The following is a 20,610-nucleotide window of genomic DNA, read 5'->3' on the forward strand; positions in this document are numbered from 1 at the left end:
TGACGTGTGAATCCGGCCGTTCTGGCTTTGACGGCAGCGGATGCGCGGACTATGTAGTCCCCTCATGACCCCCTCAGAAACATCTTCAGCCTGGCCGGACCACAAACCGACCGCGCTCCTCGTGCTCGCCGATGGCACCGTGCTGGAAGGCTTCGGCCTTGGTGCGGAAGGCCAGGCCGTGGGCGAAGTCTGCTTCAACACGGCGATGACCGGTTATGAGGAAATCCTCACCGACCCATCCTATGCCGGACAGCTCATTACCTTCACCTTCCCGCATATCGGCAATGTCGGCACCAACGACGAGGATATCGAGACGGTGAACATGGCGGCGACGCCAGGCGCCCGCGGCGTGATCCTGCGCTCGGCGATTACCGACCCGTCGAATTACCGCTCTTCCCGGCATCTCGACGCCTGGCTGAAGGCGCGCGGCATCATCGGCATTTCCGGCATCGACACCCGCGCCCTGACCGCGCTGATTCGCAACAAGGGCATGCCCAATGCAGTGCTTGTGCACGCGAAGGACGGCCAATTCGATCTGCACGGCCTGAAGGAAGAAGCGCGCGAATGGCCGGGCCTCGAAGGCATGGACCTGGTGCCGATGGTGACATCTGCCCAGCGCTTCACCTGGGACGAGACCCCCTGGGAATGGGAAAAGGGCTTCGGCCGCCAGACCAATCCTGAATTCAACGTCGTCGCTATCGATTACGGCATCAAGCGCAATATTCTGCGTCTGCTGGCCGGCGAAGGCTGCAAGGTCACCGTCGTTCCGGCCACGACTTCGGCAGAAGAGATCATGGCGCTGAAGCCGGACGGTGTGTTCCTGTCGAATGGCCCCGGCGATCCCGCCGAGACCGGCAAATATGCCGTGCCTGTCATCAAGCAGGTGATCGATTCCGGCGTGCCTACATTCGGCATCTGCCTCGGTCACCAGATGCTGGGCCTTGCGGTGGGCGCCAAGACCAAGAAGATGCATCAGGGCCATCACGGCGCCAATCATCCGGTCAAGGACGAGACCACCGGCAAGGTGGAAATCACCTCGATGAACCACGGCTTCGCGGTGGATGAAGCGACGCTGCCGAAGGGCGCGACGCAGACCCATATCTCGCTGTTCGACGGATCCAATTGCGGCATCCAGCTCGACGGCAAGCCGGTATTCTCGGTGCAGTATCACCCGGAGGCTTCCCCCGGTCCACGCGACTCGCATTATTTGTTCAAGCGGTTCGCGGATCTGATGCGGGCGAACAAGGCGCCGTAGCTCTCATTTCAGTTTGCGGAATCAAGGCGCCATGGCCGGGATCATCCCGGCCATTTTCGTTCTGGACGCAGAGAAGATGACACACGGCGCCACCTTTTGTATGATGCTCGTCATTACAATTGCCGGGAATGATCCATGACCGACGCCCCCACGCCCCGCTACGACGTCGTCCCCACCAGCCTGATGGCCTCGATGCCCGGGCTCGATTTTGTGCGCAAGATCTTCTCCGGCGAGCTGCCGCAGCCGCCGATCATGGAGAATGTCGAGCCGTTCGACTCGACCGCAGAACCCGGTGTTGTCGTGTTTCACAGCGTCCCCGGCTTCCGCCACTACAATCCGATCGGCTCGGTACATGGCGGCTACGCGGCGATCCTGCTGGATTCGGCGATGGGACTGGCTGTGCATTCGATGCTGCCTGTCGGCACCGGCTACACCACGCTGGAATTCAAGATCAGCTTCATCCGCGGCATGAGCAAGGATAGCGGCACCGTGCGCACCGAAGGCAAGACGCTGAATGTCGGCCGCCGCGCGGCGACGGCGGAAGCGCGCATCACGGATTCCAATGGCCGACTCATCGCCCATGCCACCACGACGTGTCTGGTGTTCGAGATTCCGAAGGACGCGGCCTGACCTGGAGTCCTCGGGCACTCTCACGGAAATTCGACACGTCACGGCCTGACAGCGGGAGTTTCGCTTGCCATGCCCCGCGCGCGCGACATCAGGTAGAGTTCAAGCTCGACCATCTCAGGCGCGTCGGCGCTGTAAGGCTGCGCGCGCACGCCGATCATGCAGTTGCGCAGGCGGCGCTTGAGAGAGCCAAGCCCCTGCCACTCCAGCCGATAGACGGGATAGCCCGTCGGATGGGCCTGCGTGATCGCGGAGCCGGCGAGACGTTTGTCCCAGTTGTCGTCGTGACAGTTCGTGCATGCCAGATTCAACTGCCCCTGACGCCGCATGAAGGCATCGCGGCCTTTGTCGATGAATGCCTGCAGACGTGAATCGGCGCCCGTCTCGATCGGCATCCCCTGTGACTGCCGGCCGATCAATGCGGTCAGCGCCAGCAGATCGCGGCTTTCATCGGCGAGCGGCGGCAATTGCTGATGATCGACGCGGCAGAGATTGACGCGCTGTTCGAGATCGACCGGGCGATTGAGCTTGTCGTCGAATGCCGGGTAGCGCACGGCGACGCCGCGCATGCTGCTGGCATCACCGTGGCAATCCGCGCAAGCACGGCCGGCGACGGGCTTCCGGGTCCATAGCGCCTCGCCATCCAGCACCCCCAGCATGCCGGGATTGGCCGTGGCGTCGTTCTGCATGGCCTGGGTTTCGACGGACATGAAACTGGCACCGGAGCGTCGCTCGCCCGGCGCGATCTCCGCCGCCTCGATGAGCGACGTGAAAGCGACGGTTGCCAGCAACGACAGGCTGATATTGCGCAGTCGTCTCATGTGACCGTGATGCTGGCCGACGCGGTTTCCTGAAATCCGTTGTCGCCAATCCACTGGAATTCGAATTTTCCGCTCTCGGTGGCGACCGTAAAGAAGGAGATGAAGGGATTGGCGGAGAACGCAGGAAACAGATCGGCCCGGAACACTTCATCGCCATTATAGCGGCAGGTGAAATTGGTGATGATGTTGCGCGGGATAACCTCGCCGGTCACGGTATGGCGAAAGCCGGTCTCCATGATGTGCGACATCAGGGTCTTGATCTCGATGATGTCGCCGCGCTTGGCCGTTGACGGAACGTTGATCAGCGCGGACGCCATCAGGTTGCCTCCTCGGTACATGCGGCGAGCGTGACCACGACATCGGCGGTCGCCGACCAGAACGAACCATCGGAGAGTTTCGCGATAGCCGTCAGTGTCTGTGTATCGGCGAGCCGGATGCGCGTCGATATCTGCGCGCGGCCTGCGCGCGGCGAGATATAGAAGTTGCCGACATTGGGCTGCGGATTCTTCTCGTTGAAAATGTGGATACTGACCACGTGATCCGCATCGCTCATCGGGCTCGTTACCGTGACGGTGAGCGGCACCGTGTTGCCGTTCTCGACCAGCGGCGGGACGTCGAGCTTCACCTTGCCGGGGCGCACCGCGGCGCCGTTGACGATATCGCGGATGGCCGCCTTCATGGTGTCCGGCGTCGCATGGGCCGGGCCGACATGCACGAGTGACACCGCGCCGAGCGCAGCGCCACCGGCCGTCGCCAGAAACTGGCGGCGAGTCGATCGATCGAGCTCAGCCATGGATTGCTTTCGTCATGATGGGTTCTGCAGCGTTGTCAGATAGGCCACTACGTCCTCGATTTGTTGCGCCGACAGGATCGGCTTGCCAAGCCATGCATCCCCGACACGCTGTAACCCATCTGCACGATAATAGGACGGCATGATGGTCGCGGCATTGAGGCGTGAGGCATCCACCAGCCGCAGCCGCAACTGGCCTTCCGACCAGCGGCTGCCGGTGCCGGCAAGGCTTGGCGCAAGATCGCCCTGGAATCTCTGTTCGGTAAATGGCCCGCTGTGGCAGAGCAGACACGTATATGTGCGGTTGACGACGATCGCCCTGCCCGCCGACGCGTCGCCGACCGCGCCCGCCAGGGGCAGCGGAATTGCATCGCCAATCACCGCATAAGGGACAAGTTCACTCGCACGGACCGGAGCAGTCAGCAGCAGCGTCGCCACGCTCGCCGACAACAGCGTCGATGCGCGGCGACGACTAACCAAAGACCTCTGCTCCGATCGTCTCGAACCACGATCGCGCATAGATCGCTTCACGGGCCCGGACATCACGCGGCGCATCCAGCGGACTCGTACCGCCCGCGCCTTCGATATCCGCAAACAGGCCATTGCGGGGCTGGTAGACGCCCGCGATGGAAATGCCGTAGTCGGGCGCGACCAGACTGTAGCAAGTGTTGATCAGCTTCGGCGACGTCGGCGTCGCCCCCGCCAGCAACGCCACGATCGCGCCGGCACAGGTCTTCGCCTGCGCATTCGCCGAGAATGCGGATTTGGGCATGGCGCCGGCAATGCAGGCATCGCCGATCACATGGATGTTCGGCACCTGTGTGGACTCGAGGCTGACGGGATTGATCGGGCACCAGCCGGATTTATCGGTGACGCCGGCAATCTCCGCGATGCGTCCGGCGCGCTGCGGTGGAATGACATTGGCCACCTGAACGTGATGTGTCGCGAAATCGGTCACCAGCGTATTGGTCGCCGGATCGACCGACGTGACCTTGCCGCCCTGCGACAGCGCGACCCATTCGATCAGTCCCGGATACAGCTCCTGCCACGCGGCCTGAAACAGCCGCTGCTTCGAGAACGCGTCTTTCGAGTCGAGAATGATGAGCTTCGACCGCGGCTTGCGAGTCTTGAGGTAGTGCGCAATCAGGCTCGCGCGCTCGTACGGGCCCGGCGGACACCTAAAGGGGGTGGCGGGAACGACGATCGCAACCACGCCGCCATCGTCCATCGCCTCCAACTGGCGTCGCAGCAGCAGCGTCTGCTCACCGGCCTTCCAGGCATGCGGCATGCGCGACGCTGCAGCCTCGTCATAACCCGGCAGCGCGTCGAAGCGCAGATCGATTCCGGGCGACAGAACCAGCCGGTCGTAGCGCAACGTCGATCCATCGGCGAGACCGATCGTGCGCGCCTGCGGGTCGATTGTCTGCGCCATTTGCGCGACGAGTTTGATGCCGCCGGCCGCGATTTTCTCGTAGGTGAATTGCTGGGCTTCGATGGCGCGGTCGCCGGCAATGACCTCGTTGCTGAACGGGCACGCGACATATTGACGATCGGCTGTCACCAGCGTGACATCCAGCGACGGATCGAGCTGCCGCAGCGCACGCGCGGAACTGGCGCCGCCGAAGCCGCCGCCGATCACGACGACGCGCGCAGGCGATTGCGCGAGGCTTGGCGATGCCAGCGCAAGGGACGCCGTCGCCGCAGCGGCAGCGCGAAGAAACTCCCGTCGTGAGGTATGATTTTTTTGGGTCATGCTATTTCTGCGTTGCCAGCCAGGCCGCAATCGACCCGATTTCGTCTTCGGAGAAGCCTTTGGCGATCCGCGTCATCACCGTGGCCGGCATCGATCCATTGCGAAAGGCCAGCAATGCAGAGCGCGTCGCATCGGCATCGCGCCCATAGATGTTGGGGATGGCCTGCGATGTCGCCGCGTGGCAGCCGGAGCACGACGCCGCTCCAGGCGGCGGCGCCGATGCCGCCTGGACCGGCGCCGCCGAGGCGACGATCAGCCCGATCGCAAGTGAGGTACGCAACGTCTTCATGAGTGAAATCCAGTGATGGGCAGCAAGCATGGCGACGCGTCGGTTACGCAAAGATGATATCGTGGTTCTTCAGTGGCACGGAACGGATGCGTTTTCCGGTCGCAGCAAAATAGGCATTCAGCACGGCCGGTGCCGCAACGCAGATCGTCGGCTCACCGACACCGCCCCAGAAACCACCTGACGGCATCAGGATCGACTCGACCTTCGGCATCTCTTTCATGGTCATCGACTGATAGGTGTCGAAATTCTCCTGCTCGATGCGACCACCCTTCACTGTGCACTCGCCATAGAACAGCGCCGACAGGCCATAGACGAACGAGCCAGCGATCTGGCGATCGATCTGCCAGGGATTCACCGCGTAACCCGGATCTGTGGCGGCAACGATGCGATGGATCTTGATCTTGTTGCCGCCCGTCACCGAAATTTCCGTCGCGGCTGCAACATAGCTGCCGAAGCCCATATGCTGGCAGATGCCGCGGAACACGCCTTGCGGCGCCGGCGTCGTCCAGCCGATCCTCTCCGCAACCGCATTGAGCACCGCGAGATGCTTCGGATGCTTGGTCATCAGCTTGCGACGGAATTCGAGCGGGTCCTGACCGACCGAATGCGCGAGTTCGTCCATGAAGCTTTCGAGATAGATCGCATTCTGGTTGACGTTGACGCCGCGCCAGAAGCCCGGCGGCACATGCGGATTGCGCATGGAATGGTCGATCAGCAAATTCGGAACAGTGTAGCCGATCGCTGCCTCACCGCTGGCATTCAGACCTTGGAAAGTGACGGGATCCATCCCGTTCTGCATTCCCTCGGGACGCACACTGGCCAGGATCGACTGGCCTGAGATCCGCATGTGCAAACCGATCAAATTGTTATCGGCATCGAAGGCGCCGACCAGCTTGCTCTGCGTAATCGGATGATAGCGGCCGTGCAGCATGTCTTCTTCGCGCGACCACATCAGCTTGATCGGCGTGCCGGGCATCTGCTTGGCGATGGCCACCGCCTGACGGACGTAATCGGTCATGCCGCGCCGACCGAAGCCGCCGCCCGGCATGATCTTGTAGACCTCGCATTTGTCGCTCGGCAGGCCTGACGCTTCGACTGCGGCCGCAAACACGGCTTCGCCGTTCTGCGTCCCGGTCCAGACCTCGCACTTCTCCGCCGTATAGAGCACCGTCGCGTTCATCGGCTCCATGGTGGCGTGGTTCTGATAGGGATAGGCGTAGACCGCTTCCACCGTCTTCGCAGCACCCGCAAACGCTGCTTTGACATCGCCAGCCTTGTTGCCGACAAAAGCGGGCTGCGCAGCGTCCAGGCCTTCCTGCAGCCACTTGCCGATGGACTCGCTGGACACGCTGGCGTTCTTGCCATCGTCCCAGACGACCGGCATCGCCTCCAGCGCCGACTTGGCGTGCCACCACGTATCGGCGACCACAGCCACGGCACTCTCGCCGACGCGCACGACCTTCTTGACGCCTTTCATGCCAAGAATCTTGCTGTCGTCGAAGCTCTTCAGCGTGCCGCCGAACACCGGGCAATCCTTGATCGCGGCATTGAGCATTCCCGGCAGCTTAATATCGGCGCCGTAGACCATCTTACCGTTGGTTTTCTCGACCGTATCGAGCCGCTTCAGCGGTTTGCCGGCGATGGTCCAGTCCTTGGGATCCTTCAGCTTGACGTCGGCCGGCGGCTGCAGCTTAGCAGCCGCTTCCGCGACCTTGCCGTAAGTGATGGTGCGCCCCGACGGGACATGGGTGATGACGCCCTTGCTGGTGGCACATTCCGACACGGGCGCGGCCCACTCATTGGCTGCCGCCTGGATCAGCATCAGGCGCGCAGCCGCGCCGCCTTTGCGGACGTAATCATGCGAAGTGCGAACGCCGCGGCTGCCGCCGGTGGAAAAGTCCCCCCAGACGCGCTTGCGTGCGACACTTTGCCCGGGCGTAGGATATTCCGTCGTCACCTTGGACCAGTCGCATTCAAGTTCTTCAGCGACCAATTGCGCCAGACCCGTGAGCGTTCCCTGCCCCATCTCGGACCGCGCGATACGCACGACAACGGTCTCATCAGGCCGGATCACCACCCAGGCATTGACCTCAGGCGTACCATCGGCCGCATAGACTGCGGTCGGCCCGCCAAAGGGAATACCGAGCGCGAGGCCACTGCCGATAGCAGCAGTTCCCAGGACAAACGAACGGCGATTGAGTTGCGGAGCATGACCCATGACCATCTTCCTCAAGCGCTTGCAGCGGCGTGAATCGCTTCACGGACCTGCTGGAACGTGCCGCAACGGCAGATATTGGTGATGGCGAGGTCGATATCCTCATCGGTCGGCTGCGGCACTGTCTCCAGCAGCGCTGCAACTGCCATGATCATGCCGCTCTGGCAGTAACCACATTGCGGCACATCATGATCGATCCAGGCCTGCTGCACCTTGTGCACGGCCCCCTCGGACGCAAGGCCCTCGATCGTCGTGATCTGCTTTCCGATCGCCTCACTGAGCGCCATGCTGCAGGAACGGACCTGCTGGCCATCGACATGAACGGTGCAGGCGCCGCATTGGGCGACGCCACATCCGTATTTTGTCCCTGTCAGCCCGGCATTTTCGCGGATCGCCCATAGCAACGGCGTGTCCGGTTCTGCATCGATCTCGTAGGTTCGTCCATTGATCGTGAGGCTTGCCATCGCATTTCCCCGGGTCGTGGCGCATATCGCCGTTGCAGCAACCCTCCCCTGAAACTGGAAGAATTCCAAATCAAATGTTTGGTGACTGCGGCGCCCGAAGATTCCAGCGATGTCCCTGCCTTGCGGACGTCACAGTTACGTCACGCGGAATTTTCTGTTTGCTGACGCTCTATCACCGCGGGTCGAACACAATGCGATCATGCAAGGAAGATTGCCATTGGCAAAACCGGGCACCGCCGTGTGCAGAACATCGCCGATTCGCTGTCGCGATTTACTTGGTGAGAGTTGCGCGGAACACGGGATGATAGCCGTGCGCCGCTCGACGCGCTGTGGCCGGGTTGGTAAGCCCTCTCTACAAGGAGACCTGAGTCGAGACATGACCGTTGCGATCGAGATGGGGCATACGACGTCAGGCGCCCCGGCGGCTCTGGACCTTGAGGAACTGCTGGCGACGCGCCTGCTCGTACAGGGCAATTCGGGTTCCGGAAAATCGCATCTGCTGCGCCGGCTGCTCGAACAGAGCGCCCCATGGGTGCAACAAACCATCATCGACCCTGAAGGCGATTTTGTCTCGCTGGCGGAGCGATTCGGTCATCTGGTGATCGATGCCGAGGCGCATACCGAACGCGGGTTGCAGGTCGCCGGCGAGCGCGCGCGCATGCACCGCGTCTCCACAGTGCTCAATCTCGAAGGGCTGGATGCCGAGAATCAAATGCGCCGCGCCGCCGCCTTTCTGGGCGGGCTGTTCGACGCGCCCCGCGACCATTGGTATCCGATGCTCGTGGTGGTGGACGAGGCACAGCTGTTCGCCCCGGCCGTCGCGGGCGAGGTGTCCGACGAAGCACGCAAGCTATCGCTCGGCGCCATGACCAACCTGATGTGCCGCGGCCGCAAACGCGGCCTTGCCGGCGTCATCGCGACACAGCGACTGGCGAAGCTCGCCAAGAACGTCGCGGCCGAAGCGTCGAATTTCCTGATGGGTCGCACCTTCCTCGATATCGATATGGCACGCGCCGCCGATCTTCTCGGCATGGAGCGACGGCAGGCCGAATCCTTCCGCGACCTCGAGCGCGGCCAGTTCATGGCGCTGGGTCCCGCCCTCTCCCGTCGTCCGCTGGGCCTGCGCATCGGTGTCACCGAAACAAGTCCGCGCAATGCGACCCCACGCCTGATGCCGCTGCCGGAAGCGACACTCGACGACGTCCGCGCCACAATTCTCGCAGCGCCCCCGCCGGAGCCGGTCCGGCCGCAGCGCCGCGCACCGTCATCGCCGGATCTGCTTGGCCAGCTCATGGCGGCGAAGTCCGCAGCACTGGAAATTCGGCCGGACGTGGCGGAGACGCCGATCAGCGCCGAGGAACTGGCGGAGCGGCGCATGCGCGTCGACCGCGTGTTGCAGGCCCTGATGGCGGAGCCCGATGCAGGCTTCCGGGTGGTCGGTGTGCTCTATCAGGAATTCGTGGTCCGCTGCCGCATCGAGGGTCTCGGTGCCGCCGTGCCGGACCTCGACGACTTCCGCCGCATGCTGACACGCGCCCGCGCCGGGCTCGGCTCCGATATGACCAACGATGACGGCTGGCAAGACGTCTCGGTCCGCGCCTCGATTCTGCCGGAGGATATGCAGGGCGTTTTCATGATGATCGCCCGCGCCGCCAAGGAAGGCTGGCCCTGCCCGAGCAATGCCGCGATCGCCCGCGCCTACGGCTCGCATTCGCTACGCCGCGCACAGCGCCTGCTGAACTATATCGAGGAGCAAGGCCTCATCGTGTGCCAGCTTGATGGCGCCGGTCGGCGCATCGTGACGCTCGTCGAACTGGCCTGGGCGACGGCACCCGGCGATCCCAATGCCGAGGAAGCTGCGGCCGAGCAGGCCTGAGCCGTTTCAGTCCGCCGAGAAGCCGAACGGAACGTTCAGCGTCCTGAAATCATCGGGCAACAACTCGCGCCCGATCGGAAGCGCCGAACGCGCGGCGCAGCGCGGACGGTGACAGACACGGCATGCGACGCCGATCGGCGTGGGCGCATCCGCACGCGGTGCCGACGCATCGCGCGTGTAGATCAACTGGCCCGCATATTCGGCGGCGCAACCGATCGCAATGGCGCGCTCGACGCGTTGTGCGCCATAAGCGCCACCGCCGGCAGTGACGGTGCGGGCAACCGAGAAGAAGCGCTGGCCGTCGGGTAACTCCAGCCACTGCGTGACGATCTGGCGCGGCGTTCGGAAGACATCGTGCACCGACCACAGCGGGCACGCACCGCCGTGTTTCGCAAATGGAAAGCCCGCGCCATCGAGCAGCTTGGAAATATTGCCGGCGGGATCGACGCGGATCAGAAAGAACGGGACTTTTTCCGCGCCCGGCCGCTGCAGTGTCGTGATGCGATGCGCGGTCTGCTCGAAGCTGGCGCCGAATTGGCGCGCCAGCGCTTCGAGATCATAGCGCCGCGTCTCGGCTGCACGCGCGAAGGCTGCATAGGGCATGATCAATGCCGCGGCGGCGTAGCCTGCAAGCGCGCGGCGCGCCAATAGCTCGGCACTCTTGGTAGTGAACTGACCGTCCTCGAGCGCGGTGCCGATCTCGTTTTCCATTTCGAGATAAGCAAGTTGCTGCGCCAACTGGAAATGGAGGCTTGCGGTATCGAGCGAGTCTTCAAGCAGCAACTGCTTGCGATGCAGATCCAGCCGCCTGACAGAGCCGAGCATGACATCCGGCGGCAGGTACCGGACCTGCAACTTGTGCCGGGTCTTGAGGCGCTCGATAAATCCGCTCGGGCCTGACGTCGCCTGCGCGAGGCGCTCGGCGGCATCATCGATCACAGCGAAATTGTTGCGGCGTGCGGCGAGAAACCGCCTGACCTCGGCGACGGGATCGTTGGCGTCATAGCCCTCGCTATCCGAAGACGATGCGCCACCGCTGAGCGCCGGTGCGCGCCGATCCGCCAGCGCGAGTTGCTCCTCGCGATAGGCAGTGTAGAGGCGCAGGAAGGCCTCGGCCATGCCGGGATAGCTCACCGCGAGATCGCTGATTTCGAGCGCGGGGATATCGATGTCCGAGAACATCGGCTCTTTCAGGATCGACTGCATCCGCGCCGTATTGTCGGCGCCGCCGTCGCCGGCGAGATCGGTCAGGTCGATGGTGTAGGTGCGCGCCAGCCGCAGCAGCATGTCCGCCGTCATCGGTCGCTGGTTGCGCTCCAGCAGCGCGACGTAAGGCGCGGAAATCTCGAGATCTGCCGCCATATCGGCCTGAGTCAGGCCCAAATCGCGCCGAAGCCGCCGGATTCGCGGCCCCATGAACACCGATCGACCTGACGAGGCGGCCATTGCGCACTCCAATACCTTGTAATTATCTTACAGGATTACACGCCGAATTTGTAAAGTATGACAAATTATCTGCGTTCCGTCTAGCGGCTGACAATCCCACGCTTACAACCAAGGACAGGTTTTTCGTCAGCCAAAGGGATCAAGACCATGAACTTCCAGCCGCGCGGGATCAGCAACCAGACTATCCTCGGCACCGGCTCCTATCGGAGCGAAGTCGAGGCGGCGTCGGCGCTGCTCAAGACCAAGGACACCTGGAACGGCGTGACCGCCGAAGCGGTCGCACGCATGCGCCTGCAGAACCGCTTCAAGACCGGTCTCGACGTTGCACGCTACACGGCATCGCTGATGCGTGCCGACATGGCCGCCTATGATGCGGACACCACCAAGTACACCCAGTCGCTCGGCTGCTGGCATGGCTTTATCGCGCAGCAGAAGCTGATCTCGGTGAAGAAGCATTTCGGCACCACCGACCGTACCTACCTGTACCTCTCGGGTTGGATGATCGCGGCGCTGCGCTCGGAATTCGGCCCGCTGCCGGATCAGTCAATGCACGAGAAGACTTCGGTCCCGGCTCTGATCGAGGAGCTCTACACTTTCCTGCGTCAGGCTGACTCGCGCGAACTCAACGACATATTCCGCAGCCTCGACGCGGCCCGCAAGGCTGGCGACAAGGCAAAGGAAGAAGAACTGATCAACAAGATCGACAACTTCCAGACCCACGTCGTTCCCGTCATCGCCGATATCGATGCCGGCTTCGGCAATGCGGAAGCGACCTATCTGCTCGCCAAGAAGATGATCGAGGCCGGCGCCTGCGCACTGCAGATCGAGAACCAGGTCTCGGACGAGAAGCAGTGCGGTCATCAGGATGGCAAGGTTACCGTGCCGCACGAGGTCTTCCTCGCGAAGATCCGCGCCTGTCGCCACGCCTTCCTCGAAATGGGCGTCGAAGACGGCATCATCGTCACCCGCACCGACTCGCTCGGCGCTGGCCTGACGCAGCAGATCGCTGTCAGCCACAAGCCGGGTGACATTGGCGACCAGTACAACAGCTTCCTTGATTGCGAGGAAATCGACGCCTCGAAGATCGGCAACGGCGACGTCGTCATTACGCGCAATGGCAAGCTCATGCGCCCGAAGCGTCTGGCCAGCAACCTGTACCAGTTCCGCGAAGGCACGGGTCAGGACCGCTGCGTGCTCGACTGCATCACCTCGCTACAGAACGGCGCCGACCTGTTGTGGATCGAAACCGAGAAGCCGAATATCGAGCAGATCGCCAAGATGGTCGATCGCGTTCGTGAGGTGATCCCGAATGCCAAGCTGGCCTACAACAACTCACCGTCGTTCAACTGGACGCTCAACTTCCGTTGGCAGGTCTATGACGCGATGAAGGAAGCCGGCAAGGATGTCAGCAAGTACAACCGCGCCGAACTGATGAAGGTGGAGTACGACAGCACGCCGCTGGCGGTCGAAGCCGACGAGCTTATCCGGACATTCCAGGCTGATTCAGCCAAGCGTGCCGGCATCTTCCATCACCTGATCACGCTGCCGACCTACCACACGGCTGCGCTGTCGACCGACAACCTCGCCAAGGAGTATTTTGGCGAACAGGGCATGCTGGGCTACGTCAAGAACGTCCAGCGCGCGGAAATCCGTCAAGGCATCGCCTGCGCGAAGCATCAGAACATGGCTGGTTCGGACATCGGCGACGAGCATAAGGAATACTTCGCCGGTGAGGCAGCCCTGAAGGCGGGCGGCGCGCACAACACGATGAACCAGTTCGGCTAATCGTTACGGTTCAGCTCATCGTAAAATCAGCCTGAGGTCCTAGCGGATCTCAGGCTGATTTCGTTATCGGGCTCAAATGCCGAACGACTGCCTCGCCCACAGGCGAGGCGCCGGCCTCTCTTACGCTTATCCCTGTCGGCGCAGGAAGCCGGTGATCGTGACCGTCTGCCAGATGCCGGCGGCAAAGAACGGATCGGCATGATGAAATTTCTCGACCGCCGCGCGGTCAGCGGCCTCAACGAGGAACAGACTGCCAATCATGGTCTGGCCGTCATCAGCTGTCAGCGGACCGGACATGACGATCGTCACGTCATAGGCCGAGGTGTCGGACAAAAAGGCCTTGTGAGCCTCATAGTGAGACAAGCGCTTGTCGAGCGACCCGGCATGATCGACGGCATGGATGGCAAACAGCATACGTAGCTCCTGAAAGGCAGAAAGACGGCCGCCGATCTGCGGCGACCGTCCTGACGTGTCGAAGATATTACTTGGTGCCGAGCTTTGCAGCCTCGTCCCAGCTCGGACAGGTTCGCGATTCCAGCGGCACGTCGTAGGGCTGATAGTTCTCCTTGCCGATGACCGTGGGCTTGAGAACGATCTCGGTGATCACTGGCTCGTTGCGCAGCGAACGAATGGCGATCATCATGCCGAGGCATCCCTGCATGAAGCCATTGTAGTCGCCGCTCGCCAGCAACTTCCCGGACTTGATCGCGTCGATCGCCTCCTTGGTGCCATTGACGCCAATGACCTGGGCTTTGCGATTGGCACCATCGAGCGCCTCGATCGCACCGATCGCCATCGCATCATTGGCAGCTAACACACCGTCGATCTGAGTATTCGACTGCATGAGATTTTCCATGACCTGAAGCGCCTGCAGCCGCTGATAGTTGCCCGGCTGCGACGCAAGCAGCTTGGCCCCCGGGTTTTCCTTCAAGGCATCGTTGAAGCCGCGGACGCGGTCGATGCTCGTCAAGGATCCTTTGACGCCCTCAATAATCACGAAATTGCCCTTGCCGCCGAGCGTCTTCAGCAGATAGCGCCCGGTCTCAAGACCCAGACTGTAATCGTCGGCACCGACAAAGGCGACGAACTTGCCGCCGGCCGAGCGGTCCGTCACATTGACCACCGGAATCTTCGCGTCATTGATCTTCTCGACGCCTGGGACCATCGCCTTGTAGTCGACCGGGATGAAGACAATCGCCGACGGCTTCTTCACTACAACGTCCTCAATCTGGCTGAGCTGCTCCGGAATGCTGTCCGGCTTTGTCGGGATATAATGCAGCGTCTTTGCCTTCATCGCCTTGGCGGCTGCGTCGGACCCGACCCGCACTGTCTGGAAGTACGGATTGGTCTGGTTTTTCGTAAACACCGCGATCGTCTCGCCGTCGGCGAACGCGTGGGATGAGAGTGATGTCGTCAGGAGCAGTGCAGCAAGCGCGCCATAGGCTTTCTTCATAGTCGTTCCCTCCGTTTTGTTTTTAAGATCGAACACTTACGCCGCACGGCGCCGTGTTTTCATATCCAGCCATACTGCCAGAATGACGATGACGCCGGTTACCAGTGGCTGCCAACTCGCGTTAACCGACAACAGGTTCATGCCATTGAGGACCAGGGTCAAAATGAGTGCGCCGACGAACGTACCGAACACCGTTCCGAGACCACCGAACAGCGAGGTGCCCCCGATCAGAACCGCGGCAATCGCCGGGAGTGTCAGACTTTCGCCGATGTCGGCCTCGGCAGAGTTTAGTCGCGCAAGAAAGATGATCGAGGCGAGCCCAGCCATTGCACCCGACACTGTGTAGACGAGCAGAAGGCGGCGAGCGACGGGAATGCCTGACAACCGCGCGGCAACCGGGTTGGCACCGATGGCATAGATTTCCTGTCCCCACGTGGTGCGCTGCGCGAAAATGGTTCCGATGGCGAGGAAAACCAGCAGCAGATAGACCGGGATCGGAAGACCGAGAAAATAGCCACTGCCGATCTGGCGAAAGCCAGCCGGGAAGCCGTGCATGGTCTCTCCGCCCATGTACCAGTAAGTGATGCCGTGCAGCACCCACAGCATCCCGTAGGTCGCAATGAAGGATGGGATCCGAAGCGCCGTCACCATCACGCCGTTCAGCATCCCCACCGCGCCACCGACGCCGATACCTGTCAGCACCCCCAAGGTCGGTGAACCCGTCTGGTGGATCACCGTTCCGGCAATGCAGGCAGAAATAGCGACATTGGCACCAATCGAAAGGTCGAGGCCACCTGTCAGCACGACCAGGGTCAGGCCCGACGCAATGAAGAACAGCAGACTCGCCTGACGCAGGACGTTGAGAATGTTGCCGAGACTGAAGAACGAGTTGGTCAGGATGGTCAGCGCCGCACAGATCAGAAACGCGGCAAGCAGGCGATAGAACACCTGGATCATCTCGTCGGAGAGCAACATTCGCCCGCCTGTGATCGGCTTTGAGATATCGGTCATGATCGGCTCCGCAATCCATCGACGAACAAGGCTGCAATTACCAGCAAGCCGACGCTTGCCACCTGAATCGAAGACGGCAGCGCCAACAGATTCAATCCGTTGCGCAACACGCCGACGGTGACCACGCCGAGCAAGGTGCCGAGCAGCCAGCCATTGCCGCGCTCGAACGACGTGCCGCCGACGGCAACCGCTGCAATGGCATCGAACTCAAGACCGAGGCCAGCGGTCGGATGCCCGGAGTTCATCCGCGCGGTCATCAGGAGACCGGCCAGACCGACCATGGCGCCGCCGAGCGCGTAGACGAGGATCAGCAAGCGTCGGGCCGAGATGCCGGCGAATTTCAGCGCTTCACGGTTGCCGCCGAGCGCGAAAATGTAAGTCCCGAAACGCGTGTGGTAGAGCAATCCGTGGAAGGCAAGGTAGCTTCCCAGTCCCAGTACGATCGGAAGCGGAACGCCGCCGAGCGTTCCGGAATAGACGCCACGAACAGCGGCCGGCATGCCGACGACGCTCTGGCCATCGCTGACGATCAGCGAGAGCCCCTGTGCCATCCCGAGTGTGCCCAGCGTGGCAACAAAGGGAGGAATGCCGACAACGGCCACCAGCCAGCCGTTGATCGTCCCGAACACGATTCCGACGGCCAGAGCCGCAAGCAGGCCAAGCAGCAACGAGCCAGTGGCCAAGGCGACGATGGCGACGATCAGCGAGGTCAGCGTCAACACTGCGCCCATCGACAGGTCGAGACCTTCGGTCATGATGATCAGCGTCATCGGCAGCGCCAGCATCAGCAGGATCGTCGATTGGACGAGCACGTTGGAAATATTCGGCACCGTCAGGAAGCCGGGCGTCATCAGGCTGAAGACAACACATAGCAGCACCAGCATGACGGCAACGCCGGGAATCCGCTGAAGCGGATTGGTGTTTAATACCATCGCTTGTTCACGCATGATGCATCCCCAACTTCACGATGTTTTCCTCACTCAGTTCGTGGCGAGCCAGTTCACCCGCGATCCGCCCGTCGCACATGACGTAGGCGCGATCGCAGACGTGGCAGATTTCTGCCTGCTCCGACGAGATCATCAGCGCAGCGGCACCATCCGCGACCAGCCGGTCGATGAGCGCGAAGATCTCGGCTTTGGCTCCGACATCGATGCCGCGTGTCGGTTCGTCGAAGATGAACAGCTTGGCGCCGGCGGCCAGCCATTTGCCGATAACGACCTTCTGCTGGTTGCCGCCGGACAGAAGACCGACGGCCTGCTTGTCCGATGGAGTCACGATCCTCAACTGCCGGATCAGATCATTGGCAACCTGCCTGGATTTCCCCTGATCGAAGAAGCCACGCGGAAAGATCTTGCGTAGCGCGGAAACGATCAGGTTGTCTCCGACGGAGCGGATCAGAGCCAGACCTTCGGCCTTGCGGCTTTCCGGAATCAGCGCGAGCCCCAGTCTGGCAGCTTCGTCCGGACCGCCAGATTTTTCCTGGCCGTCGAACAGGATCTGTCCCGCGGTCGCCCTGTCGGCCCCGAAAATGGCCCGCACCACTTCAGTGCGTCCCGAGCCGACCAGCCCGCACAGCCCGACGATCTCGCCTTGCCGCACCACCAGGTCGATGCCCGCAATGCCTGAGGCCGAGTAGAGACCCTTCACCTCAAGCATGACCTTGCCGGGGGCCTGGGCGAAGGTCCGTGGATAGCTCATATCGACGCTGCGACCGACCATCATCCGGACCAGATCATCCGATGACACGGCACCGGGTTTCACTTCATCGATACGACGCCCATCGCGCAGCACCGTGATGCGGTCACCGAGCGAGAACACCTCCGCCATGCGGTGCGAAATGTAGATGATGGCGACGCCATCCGCCTTGAGCCGCGCGATCAGTGCGAACAGCAATTCCGTCTCGCGATCGGACAACGCCGCCGTCGGCTCATCCATCACGAGAATTCGCGCGTTCTGGCTGATGGCCTTCGCAATCTCCACCATCTGCTGCTGGGCAACGCCCAGCTTCTCGATCCGGATCGCCGGGTCTATGTCGAATCCAATCGAATCCAGCACGCGTCTGGCATCAGCCAGAATTTTCTTGCGGTCGATGGTGCCGGGAATACGGCCAGCAGGCTCACGCCCGAGAAAAATGTTTTGGGCAATGTCGAGATAGGGGACGAGCGAGAATTCCTGGAAGATGACGGCGATGCCGAGCTTCTGCGCATCGGCTGGCGACGCGATCTCGACTGTCTCGCCGTTGTAGTGGAACGAGCCGCTATCGGCGCGATAGGCCCCGCACAGCACTTTCATCAGGCTCGATTTGCCTGCTCCGTTCTCGCCGAGCAGCATATGCACCTCGCCTGGCCAGACCGAGAACGACACATCGTCGAGTGCCTTCACTCCAGGGAATTCCTTGGAGATGCCGCACAGTTCGAACAGCGGCGGCGCCGCTTGAACGATCGACACGGCAGCCTTGGACTGAGCGAGCTGCGTCATGCCAGCACCGGTGCATTGGGCAAGAAGATCTTGCCGGGGTTCATCATGCCTTTCGGATCGATCGAGACTTTGATGCCACGCATGAGATCGACGGCGGCGCCGAGCTCGTCCTGGAGGAATCCGATCTTGCCGGTGCCGATGCCGTGCTCGCCGGTGCAGGTGCCCTCCATCGCGATCGCCCGCGCCACCAACCGCGCATGCAGCGCCTTGGCGCGCGCGACTTCGTCGGCATTGTCCTGATCGATCAGGATGAGCAGATGGAAATTCCCGTCGCCGACATGGCCCACCACGGGCGCGATCAGTCCGTTGGCATCGATATCGCGGCGGGTTTCGGTGAGACATTCCGTCAGCCGTGAGATCGGCACGCAGACATCCGTAATCATGGCCTTGGCGCCCGGCTTCAGGCTGAGACCCGCATAAAGCGTGTTGTCGCGGGCATGCCACAGCTTCGTCCGCTCTTCAGCGGCCCGCGCCCACTGGAAGCCCTGGCCGTCATGTTCGGCGGCGATCGCCTCCGCCAGTTCGGCCTGCTCTGCGACGCTCGCTTCGGTGCCGTGGAATTCGAAGAACAGCGTCGGCGCCTCTCGATAACCGAGCTTGGAATAGCCGTTGATGCCGCGCATCATGACTTCATCCAGCAGCTCCATCCGCGCGACCGGGATGCCTGACTGGATCACTTCAATCGCGGCATCGATCGCCTGATCGAGCCGCCCGAAACTGCAGACCGCGGACGAGATCGCCTGCGGCCATGGATGCAGCTTCAGGGTAATTTCGGTGATCACGCCGAGAGTGCCCTCGGAACCGACGAACAGCCGGGTGAGATCGTAACCGGCTGACGACTTGCGGGCGCGCTGGCTGGTGCGGATCACCCGCCCATCCGGCAACACGACTTCGAGCGCCAGCACATTGTCCTTCATGGTGCCGTAGCGGACGGCCATGGTTCCGGACGCACGCGTCGAGGTCATGCCGCCGATCGACGCATCGGCGCCGGGATCGATCGGAAAGAACAATCCGGTATCACGCAGATGCGCGTTGAGTTGCTTGCGCGTAATGCCGGGCTGCACGACGATATCGAGGTCCTTGTCGTGCACCTGGAGCACACGGTTCATCCGCGCAAAATCGATACAGACGCCGCCCGCCACCGATGCCGCATTGCCTTCGAGCGAGGTGCCCGCGCCGAATGGAACGACCGGCATGCCGAGTTCGCCGCAGAGCTTCACGATCTCAGCGACTTCCTGCGTGGTCTCCGGAAACACCACGACATCCGGTGAACGACTGGCATGATAGGCCTCGCTGCGGCCGTGATCATCGAGCACACCGCGCGCAATCGTCGCGCGCGCCCCAATGATCTCATTCAGACGGACCACGGCCGTCTCGGCGCTCACTGGCGCTCCCATAGCATCCTCCCCTTCCATATCAGCGCTCAGGCTCTGCGGCCTGTGATGCGCATTGTTAGCTAGACAGCATGCGCCTTATTGGCGTCTGGCTTCAAACCGAAATCGTAATTCAAATGATAGTAAGGCGTGTTCTGCATGCGCCCGTCAGGAGCTTCGCCGGCACCTTTCCGCGCGAATTCGCGAATGAGCGTATCCTTGACGCCGAAGACGACGTCGGAGTCGAGATACTTGTCGCCCGCGACAAACACATGCGTCACCAGTTGCTCGAAGCCAGGCGCCGAGATCATGAAGTGAACATGCGCAGGCCGCCACGGATGACGCCCCTGAGCCGTGAGCATATCGCCGACCGGCCCGTCATGGGGGATCGGATAGGCCGCTGGCTTAATCGACCAAAAGCGAAAACGGCCCTCGGCGTCGGCATGAAACCGCGCGCGCATCGCAAGATCGCCGATCTTGTCGAGCTGCTGGACGTCATAATACCCGTCGTCGTCGGAGTGCCAGACGTCGATTGTGGCATTTGCGATCGGCTTGCCGTCCGGCGTCGAGACCGAGCCTGTCACGATCATCGGATCACCCTCCATGCCTCCGGAGATGTCTTCGCCAAGCCTTTTCTCCGGGGCTGCCTGGACGAAGAACGGCCCGAGCACCGTCGTGTCCGTCACGCCTTTCTCGGCACCATGATTGATAGCATCGACCAGCATCGACACCCCGAGCGTATCCGAAAGCAGGATGAACTCCTGGCGCTTATCGTCGCACATGTGACCGGTGCGCGTCAGGAATTCGATGCCTTGCTCCCATTCCCTCTGGGTTGGCCGAACCTCCCGGACGAAGGCATGCAGATGACGCACCAGCGCCTCGCTGATCTGCCTGATCCGCGGCTGGCCAGCATCCGTGATGCGATCCAGCACGGCGTCGGTAATGGTGTTCTCGTTGAAATTCCGCATGGCCTC

General features: G+C 62.0%; 20 protein-coding genes. 4 read left to right on the forward strand and 16 right to left on the reverse strand.

Features of this window, described 5'->3' with window-relative positions:
• The first annotated feature begins 64 nt into the window (after positions 1-64).
• Together carA and RSO67_RS10025 are read left to right on the forward strand one after the other, a co-directional pair.
• On the forward strand, positions 65-1,255 hold the full coding sequence (gene carA, locus RSO67_RS10020) for a glutamine-hydrolyzing carbamoyl-phosphate synthase small subunit (protein ID WP_315843354.1): 1,191 nt from the start codon (positions 65-67) through the stop codon (positions 1,253-1,255).
• A gap of 135 nt (positions 1,256-1,390) precedes the next feature.
• On the forward strand, positions 1,391-1,885 hold the full coding sequence (locus RSO67_RS10025) for a PaaI family thioesterase (RefSeq protein ID WP_315843355.1): 495 nt from the start codon (positions 1,391-1,393) through the stop codon (positions 1,883-1,885).
• A gap of 38 nt (positions 1,886-1,923) precedes the next feature.
• On the opposite strand, the gene soxA is transcribed toward RSO67_RS10025, so the two are convergent.
• The 8 genes from soxA to RSO67_RS10065 are packed head-to-tail and all read right to left on the reverse strand — an operon-like array spanning position 1,924 to position 8,214.
• The gene (soxA, locus tag RSO67_RS10030; protein ID WP_093756876.1) at positions 1,924-2,703 is read right to left on the reverse strand and encodes a sulfur oxidation c-type cytochrome SoxA; all 780 of its coding nucleotides are present in this window, start codon (positions 2,701-2,703) and stop codon (positions 1,924-1,926) included.
• The gene (soxZ, locus tag RSO67_RS10035; protein ID WP_315843356.1) at positions 2,700-3,020 is read right to left on the reverse strand and encodes a thiosulfate oxidation carrier complex protein SoxZ; all 321 of its coding nucleotides are present in this window, start codon (positions 3,018-3,020) and stop codon (positions 2,700-2,702) included. Before soxZ ends, soxA begins: the two co-directional genes overlap by 4 nt.
• Positions 3,020-3,496 carry a SoxY-related AACIE arm protein gene (locus tag RSO67_RS10040; RefSeq protein WP_315843357.1) on the reverse strand — a complete coding sequence of 159 codons (477 nt, stop codon included), beginning with the start codon at positions 3,494-3,496 and terminating at the stop codon, positions 3,020-3,022. The genes soxZ and RSO67_RS10040 overlap by 1 nt, the downstream gene beginning before the upstream one ends.
• A 12-nt stretch (positions 3,497-3,508) precedes the next feature.
• Complete coding sequence (gene soxX, locus RSO67_RS10045) at positions 3,509-3,931, reverse strand: sulfur oxidation c-type cytochrome SoxX (protein WP_244528001.1); 423 nt, start codon at positions 3,929-3,931, stop codon at positions 3,509-3,511.
• Between the two features lie 34 nt (positions 3,932-3,965).
• The gene (locus tag RSO67_RS10050; protein ID WP_315843358.1) at positions 3,966-5,246 is read right to left on the reverse strand and encodes an NAD(P)/FAD-dependent oxidoreductase; all 1,281 of its coding nucleotides are present in this window, start codon (positions 5,244-5,246) and stop codon (positions 3,966-3,968) included.
• A 1-nt stretch (position 5,247) separates the two neighbouring features.
• Positions 5,248-5,535, reverse strand: coding sequence for a cytochrome C (locus RSO67_RS10055; RefSeq protein WP_315843359.1), 288 nt, complete (start codon positions 5,533-5,535; stop codon positions 5,248-5,250).
• Positions 5,536-5,578: 43 nt separating this feature from the next.
• Positions 5,579-7,753, reverse strand: coding sequence for a xanthine dehydrogenase family protein molybdopterin-binding subunit (locus RSO67_RS10060; RefSeq protein WP_315843360.1), 2,175 nt, complete (start codon positions 7,751-7,753; stop codon positions 5,579-5,581).
• 11 nt (positions 7,754-7,764) lie between these two features.
• Positions 7,765-8,214, reverse strand: a complete 450-nt coding sequence (locus RSO67_RS10065; protein WP_093756882.1) for a (2Fe-2S)-binding protein — start codon at positions 8,212-8,214, stop codon at positions 7,765-7,767.
• Between the two features lie 376 nt (positions 8,215-8,590).
• Between RSO67_RS10065 and RSO67_RS10070 the strand changes: the two genes are divergently transcribed.
• Complete coding sequence (locus RSO67_RS10070) at positions 8,591-10,090, forward strand: ATP-binding protein (RefSeq protein WP_315843361.1); 1,500 nt, start codon at positions 8,591-8,593, stop codon at positions 10,088-10,090.
• 6 nt (positions 10,091-10,096) lie between these two features.
• On the opposite strand, the gene RSO67_RS10075 is transcribed toward RSO67_RS10070, so the two are convergent.
• Positions 10,097-11,536, reverse strand: coding sequence for a short-chain fatty acyl-CoA regulator family protein (locus tag RSO67_RS10075; protein WP_315843362.1), 1,440 nt, complete (start codon positions 11,534-11,536; stop codon positions 10,097-10,099).
• A gap of 147 nt (positions 11,537-11,683) precedes the next feature.
• Here RSO67_RS10075 and RSO67_RS10080 point away from each other — a divergent pair, with 147 nt between their 5' ends.
• Positions 11,684-13,321, forward strand: coding sequence for an isocitrate lyase (locus RSO67_RS10080; protein WP_120293265.1), 1,638 nt, complete (start codon positions 11,684-11,686; stop codon positions 13,319-13,321).
• Between the two features lie 126 nt (positions 13,322-13,447).
• Here RSO67_RS10080 and RSO67_RS10085 read toward each other — a convergent pair whose 3' ends face one another.
• The 7 genes from RSO67_RS10085 to RSO67_RS10115 all read right to left on the reverse strand — a co-directional run bounded on the left by RSO67_RS10085 (position 13,448) and on the right by RSO67_RS10115 (position 20,604).
• Positions 13,448-13,735: a YciI family protein gene (locus RSO67_RS10085; RefSeq protein ID WP_315843363.1), complete on the reverse strand. Its 288-nt coding sequence runs from the start codon at positions 13,733-13,735 to the stop codon at positions 13,448-13,450.
• A 67-nt stretch (positions 13,736-13,802) separates the two neighbouring features.
• Positions 13,803-14,774 (reverse strand): sugar ABC transporter substrate-binding protein, encoded by a 972-nt coding sequence (locus RSO67_RS10090; protein ID WP_120293316.1) that lies wholly within the window; start codon positions 14,772-14,774, stop codon positions 13,803-13,805.
• 36 nt (positions 14,775-14,810) lie between these two features.
• Positions 14,811-15,785 (reverse strand): ABC transporter permease, encoded by a 975-nt coding sequence (locus RSO67_RS10095; protein WP_089265507.1) that lies wholly within the window; start codon positions 15,783-15,785, stop codon positions 14,811-14,813.
• Entirely contained in the window at positions 15,782-16,732 is a 951-nt protein-coding gene (locus RSO67_RS10100) for an ABC transporter permease (protein WP_115030321.1), read from the reverse strand. Before RSO67_RS10100 ends, RSO67_RS10095 begins: the two co-directional genes overlap by 4 nt.
• Positions 16,725-18,263 carry a sugar ABC transporter ATP-binding protein gene (locus RSO67_RS10105; RefSeq protein WP_315843364.1) on the reverse strand — a complete coding sequence of 513 codons (1,539 nt, stop codon included), beginning with the start codon at positions 18,261-18,263 and terminating at the stop codon, positions 16,725-16,727. The genes RSO67_RS10100 and RSO67_RS10105 overlap by 8 nt, the downstream gene beginning before the upstream one ends.
• Positions 18,260-19,660: an FAD-linked oxidase C-terminal domain-containing protein gene (locus tag RSO67_RS10110; RefSeq protein WP_315843365.1), complete on the reverse strand. Its 1,401-nt coding sequence runs from the start codon at positions 19,658-19,660 to the stop codon at positions 18,260-18,262. The genes RSO67_RS10105 and RSO67_RS10110 overlap by 4 nt, the downstream gene beginning before the upstream one ends.
• A gap of 59 nt (positions 19,661-19,719) precedes the next feature.
• Positions 19,720-20,604 (reverse strand): intradiol ring-cleavage dioxygenase, encoded by an 885-nt coding sequence (locus RSO67_RS10115; protein WP_315843366.1) that lies wholly within the window; start codon positions 20,602-20,604, stop codon positions 19,720-19,722.
• Between the last annotated feature and the right edge of the window lie 6 nt (positions 20,605-20,610).

Source organism: Tardiphaga sp. 709 (assembly GCF_032401055.1).
Classification (GTDB): Bacteria; Pseudomonadota; Alphaproteobacteria; order Rhizobiales; family Xanthobacteraceae; genus Tardiphaga.

Bases quoted from the DNA above. Each gene is read 5' to 3' on its own strand.
- carA (WP_315843354.1), top strand. From the start codon at position 65: ATGACCCCCTCAGAAACATCTTCAGCCTGGCCGGACCACAAACCGACC.
- RSO67_RS10025 (WP_315843355.1), top strand. From the start codon at position 1,391: ATGACCGACGCCCCCACGCCCCGCTACGACGTCGTCCCCACCAGCCTG.
- soxA (WP_093756876.1), bottom strand. From the start codon at position 2,703: ATGAGACGACTGCGCAATATCAGCCTGTCGTTGCTGGCAACCGTCGCT.
- soxZ (WP_315843356.1), bottom strand. From the start codon at position 3,020: ATGGCGTCCGCGCTGATCAACGTTCCGTCAACGGCCAAGCGCGGCGAC.
- RSO67_RS10040 (WP_315843357.1), bottom strand. From the start codon at position 3,496: ATGGCTGAGCTCGATCGATCGACTCGCCGCCAGTTTCTGGCGACGGCC.
- RSO67_RS10050 (WP_315843358.1), bottom strand. From the start codon at position 5,246: ATGACCCAAAAAAATCATACCTCACGACGGGAGTTTCTTCGCGCTGCC.
- RSO67_RS10055 (WP_315843359.1), bottom strand. From the start codon at position 5,535: ATGAAGACGTTGCGTACCTCACTTGCGATCGGGCTGATCGTCGCCTCG.
- RSO67_RS10060 (WP_315843360.1), bottom strand. From the start codon at position 7,753: ATGGGTCATGCTCCGCAACTCAATCGCCGTTCGTTTGTCCTGGGAACT.
- RSO67_RS10065 (WP_093756882.1), bottom strand. From the start codon at position 8,214: ATGGCAAGCCTCACGATCAATGGACGAACCTACGAGATCGATGCAGAA.
- RSO67_RS10070 (WP_315843361.1), top strand. From the start codon at position 8,591: ATGACCGTTGCGATCGAGATGGGGCATACGACGTCAGGCGCCCCGGCG.
- RSO67_RS10075 (WP_315843362.1), bottom strand. From the start codon at position 11,536: ATGGCCGCCTCGTCAGGTCGATCGGTGTTCATGGGGCCGCGAATCCGG.
- RSO67_RS10080 (WP_120293265.1), top strand. From the start codon at position 11,684: ATGAACTTCCAGCCGCGCGGGATCAGCAACCAGACTATCCTCGGCACC.
- RSO67_RS10085 (WP_315843363.1), bottom strand. From the start codon at position 13,735: ATGCTGTTTGCCATCCATGCCGTCGATCATGCCGGGTCGCTCGACAAG.
- RSO67_RS10090 (WP_120293316.1), bottom strand. From the start codon at position 14,774: ATGAAGAAAGCCTATGGCGCGCTTGCTGCACTGCTCCTGACGACATCA.
- RSO67_RS10095 (WP_089265507.1), bottom strand. From the start codon at position 15,785: ATGACCGATATCTCAAAGCCGATCACAGGCGGGCGAATGTTGCTCTCC.
- RSO67_RS10100 (WP_115030321.1), bottom strand. From the start codon at position 16,732: ATGCGTGAACAAGCGATGGTATTAAACACCAATCCGCTTCAGCGGATT.
- RSO67_RS10105 (WP_315843364.1), bottom strand. From the start codon at position 18,263: ATGACGCAGCTCGCTCAGTCCAAGGCTGCCGTGTCGATCGTTCAAGCG.
- RSO67_RS10110 (WP_315843365.1), bottom strand. From the start codon at position 19,660: ATGGGAGCGCCAGTGAGCGCCGAGACGGCCGTGGTCCGTCTGAATGAG.
- RSO67_RS10115 (WP_315843366.1), bottom strand. From the start codon at position 20,604: ATGCGGAATTTCAACGAGAACACCATTACCGACGCCGTGCTGGATCGC.